Annotated in this window: 4 protein-coding genes and 1 pseudogene; all 5 read right to left on the minus strand. The window is 54.2% G+C overall.

All coding sequences use genetic code 11. From position 1 onward, the window contains the following. The 5 genes and pseudogenes from BAA01_11365 to BAA01_11385 all read right to left on the minus strand — a co-directional run bounded on the left by BAA01_11365 (position 1) and on the right by BAA01_11385 (position 2846). A pseudogene (locus BAA01_11365) lies at positions 1-803 on the minus strand (transposase). A gap of 82 nt (positions 804-885) precedes the next feature. Beyond that, on the minus strand, positions 886-1116 hold the full coding sequence (locus BAA01_11370; protein ID OUM84204.1) for a hypothetical protein: 231 nt from the start codon (positions 1114-1116) through the stop codon (positions 886-888). Positions 1117-1158: 42 nt separating this feature from the next. Next, the gene (locus BAA01_11375) at positions 1159-1428 is read right to left on the minus strand and encodes a hypothetical protein (GenBank protein ID OUM84205.1); all 270 of its coding nucleotides are present in this window, start codon (positions 1426-1428) and stop codon (positions 1159-1161) included. Further along, the gene (locus BAA01_11380; GenBank protein ID OUM84206.1) at positions 1425-2351 is read right to left on the minus strand and encodes a hypothetical protein; all 927 of its coding nucleotides are present in this window, start codon (positions 2349-2351) and stop codon (positions 1425-1427) included. The genes BAA01_11375 and BAA01_11380 overlap by 4 nt, the downstream gene beginning before the upstream one ends. Before the next feature lie 15 nt (positions 2352-2366). After that, the gene (locus tag BAA01_11385) at positions 2367-2846 is read right to left on the minus strand and encodes a hypothetical protein (protein ID OUM84207.1); all 480 of its coding nucleotides are present in this window, start codon (positions 2844-2846) and stop codon (positions 2367-2369) included. Positions 2847-3000 lie beyond the last annotated feature (154 nt).

Here is a 3000-nt window from a genome sequence, read left to right on the forward strand (position 1 = left end):
CGCTGCTGGCAGCAAATGCCCGAGGATTCGGCGATGCGCAGCCACAGCTCTTTCGGTTCCTTGCGGAGGTTGGCTTTAATGATGTAGTCCACTTGTTCACGGTGACATACGCGCAAATTGTCGATGCTGTCGTTTCCCGCGTCCATGCGGACGAGAATCGGCAGATCCGTCACGCGCCGCGCATACGCGATGCTCCGGGTCAAAAAAGCAGCCGTTCCGTTCTGGACATGCGTGCTGCCTTCCCGCAGTTCGACGTTGACGCCGTAACCCTCCTGGCCCAGGTAAGCAAATATGGGCGCGTAGCCGTCGAAACCTTTGTAGGTGCGGCAGACGCCTTCTTTTCGGGTGCCGGAATTGTCAAAGGGAGAAACGTCGATGTCCAGCGGTACAAAGACGACCGAACCGGCCTGAACACCGGTAAGCGGCGCCTGGACGCGGCGAATCAGATCGGCCGATTCCTCCAGAAGAATCTCGTTCCATCCCGCCGCTTCTGTCGCAGCACGATCCAGGCGTTGCCGAAGCGTCGGACTGGAGGGCACTTTTTGCAGTTGCAAACAGATCGGAAATACATCGTCGTTCCGAAACAGCTCAATATGGTCGAAATCACTCTTGCCTTGGCAGAGAAGCCCGATGTAACTTTTCATCACGTCGGCATGAGAATGATAGGGGTTCTCCATCTCCGAAAGGCGTGTATGGTTTAAACGTTTGGTTAATCTGGTATGTGCAAGCAATGCCCCTACGGTTGCAAGACCGGCATGAGTGGAAAGGATAAGCTTCTTGGAGCGGACGAACTTGATTTTCATATGACACCCCGCAGGTGAATGTTATCTTGTTTATGTCATTCGCCTTCGGGGGTGTATTTGCCTGCTTTTTCTCGCATTTTCATCAGTTGATGATCACGGATTCGGGAACAACATTAATTCCCACAATCTCACAAATAAATCTAACTCCATCATTTTTTACATCCATTATTTTGTTTTGTAGCTCTACATATCTTTCCTCGACAAATAACACATTTATCGCCTTATAATTCCTTATACGAATAATATCGGATCTTGAATCATCATAATCTAAATTCATTTGCTCGATGAATAATTCAACAATTATATTAGACAAAATGCACACCTTCGTCCGTCAGCACGCCCAGGCGGTCCCAGATCATGCGCAAATTGCGGAGGAAATTTTTAAGACTGGAATAATATGATACGACGGAGCCGCCGCATGGTGGAACTCGTCCGATACGGCCAGGTTCTGCGGCGTTCCGGTAAAGTGGCCCGCCGACCGAGCCTGCCAGACCTGGACGCCGGGCGTCGTCGGCGCCTTGGCTCCCGGCCCGCCGCCGCTTCTGTCGCCATAGGTGATGGTCAGCGTCTCGCCTTCGGACAGCGTCACCCCGGACACGGTGATGGTCTGTCCGTCTACGCTCACGGTCCCCCTGCCGGCTGTGTGGTATAGCCGGGATCTTCCGGCGTCACGCTTGGCGGACTCCATCCCCCGGGAACGACGATCTCCACCGTTCCGCCGTCCAGGGTCCCCGCGAATTCAAAAGCCAAAGTTGTGTCAGACCCGGCGGGCACGCTTGTCACGGACGAAATCAGGGCGCCGTTTCCGTCGGGTTCCACGGAGTATACCGTCAAGGTATAGGTCCTGGTCGTGCCGGCCTGGGATTCGACGACAATTTCGATGGGATTCACACCCGGGGTCAGGTCGACGGCAAACGGGCTTCCGCTTGTCGCTTGCGTGCCGTTGATAGTCAGAATCGCGTTAACATCATCGTCCGGTTCGGCCGTGATGTCAATCGTGTCGGTGCCGCGGGCCACATACACGGAATAGGCCATCGTATCGGCGTCAAACGAGGGCATAAGCGTCCCCGGACTGACGGTCAGGTTCCCCAGTTTATCGTTGGTACTGGCGTAGAGGATGATACCGTCGGTTCCTGCGGAGCCTGCGATGACAAATTTTCCACCGCCATAGACGACATCCCTGAAATCTTCCATCCCCCGTCTCTGTACCGTCCAATTTTCACCGTCAGGCGAGATCAGGATCGCGCCGTTGTCTCCCACCGCGACAAAGTGTCCGTTTCCGTAGGCCACTCCTTTTAAATTCACATCCCACGGGCCTGAACGTGAAACCCAACTGGACCCTTCCTGTATCCAAATCCGGCCTTTATCCCCCACGGCGACGAACCTGCCGCCGCCGTAAGCGACGGCGTTCAAGGCGACGCCAAACAAGTCAATCTTCGTCCATTTCACCCCGTCGGACGAGGTCCGGATCACGCCATTGCCTGCGGCGACAAACGTCCCGGCGCCAAAAGCAACGCCTCTGAGAGGCGAATTCGTACCGGAATACACTTTCTTCCAAACTTCTCAGTTATCCCATATCAAAACCGTCTCATCATCTCCCACCGCGACAAACTTTTCGTTGCCATAGGCGACGTCGCGCAAAACAACATTAACCCCGGAATACCTGTCTGTCCAAATTTCCCCTGTGTCCGAGGTGAAGATTTTTCCGTATTTTCCTACCGCAACGAAACGATTGTTTCCAAAAACAACAGATTCAAGATCGAAGGCGGCCCCGTGCACTTGTACCCAGTTGTCCCCATCTTGAGAGATCCATACCATGCCTTTATTACTTGCAGAATCGATCCCTACAGCAACGAAGTCCCCGTTTCCGTAGGCGATACCCTGAGGAAGCTCACCTTCACCAACCGACACCTGAACCCAGGCGGCGGCCCGGACGGCCGGGGGATGCAGCACCAGAAAGAAACAGAGCGCAATCAGAAAAAGCGCAACGGCGTGGAAAACCGGACCGCGCGCCGACGAATTCGCCGGTTGTGCCCGTTTCATTCCGTCATCCAGTCTCCTTTTTTTCAAAGATTTCCCTTTTCTTTATAGACCTCCATGCCGCTGACGCGGCACCATCAGAGGATGAAAATGGTCGTCTGCCCACCGTATAATACTCTTGCGGCTGGCGAAGCGAGGTCGTTGTATCTTGGTGCCT

The sequence above is a fragment of the Bacillus thermozeamaize genome, from assembly GCA_002159075.1.
GTDB classification, from domain to species: domain Bacteria; phylum Bacillota; class Bacilli; order ZCTH02-B2; family ZCTH02-B2; genus Bacillus_BB; species Bacillus_BB thermozeamaize.